The 819-nt window shown below is 37.2% G+C and carries 1 protein-coding gene; it reads right to left on the bottom strand.

What is annotated here, in order from left to right; all coding sequences use genetic code 11:
• Window positions 1-347: 347 nt before the first annotated feature.
• Window positions 348-608 (bottom strand): GIY-YIG nuclease family protein, encoded by a 261-nt coding sequence (locus SD31_RS21475; RefSeq protein WP_052259105.1) that lies wholly within the window; start codon window positions 606-608, stop codon window positions 348-350.
• Window positions 609-819 lie beyond the last annotated feature (211 nt).

The raw sequence follows: 819 nt of genomic DNA, 5'->3' as shown, positions 1-819 counted from the left end.
TTTCTTCTATGCGTAGTCTTCTTTTTAGTTAGATACATTTTCATTGCATATATAAGTGACCAAGGTCCCATTTTTCTTGTGAATCTGCTTTCCCCGTTATTATGTTGTTTTAGTCTTATTTGGGATGTTTTTGGTATAACCTTTATACAGTGTTCCGGAAGTATTACATCTGATGATGTAGACATAATAGATTTCCATAAGACCAAAGAGTTAAGGGATTATTATAAGGGAGATACGATAAAAAAAAAGCTATTCGGAAGAATAACCTTTAATTTTTTTCAGCGGTCTGGACGGGACTCGAACCCGTCTCGCCAGAGGCGAGATGACAGGCTTGTTAGGAGAAATCATTAGCGCAGTTGATGGGTTGTAGACATAGCCATTCTAGGTATTTTCTGTTGTATCGTTTGATCTGTCTTTTCTCTTATGCGAGCTTCTTTTTTAGAGATACATTTTTCTGCATATATAAGTGACCAAGGTCCCATTTTTCTTGTGAATCTGCTTTCCCCGTTATTATGTTGTTTCAGTCTATTTGGGATGTTTTTGGTATAACCTTTATACAGTGTTCCGGAAGTATTACATCTGATGATGTAGACATAATAGATTTCCATAAGACCAAAGAGTTAAGGGATTATTATAAGGGAGATACGATTAAAAAAAAGGCTATTCGGAAGAATTAACCTTTTAATTTTTTTCAGCGGTCTGGACGGGACTCGAACCCGTCTCGCCAGAGGCGAGATGACAGGCCTGTTAGGAGAAATCATTAGCGCAGTTGATGGGTTGTAGACATAGCCATTCTAGGTATTTTCTGTTGTATCGTTT

Source organism: Sphingobacterium sp. T2, assembly GCF_000814685.1.
Lineage (GTDB): Bacteria > Bacteroidota > Bacteroidia > Sphingobacteriales > Sphingobacteriaceae > Sphingobacterium > Sphingobacterium thermophilum.
This window is presented reverse-complemented; position numbering and strand designations above follow the sequence as displayed.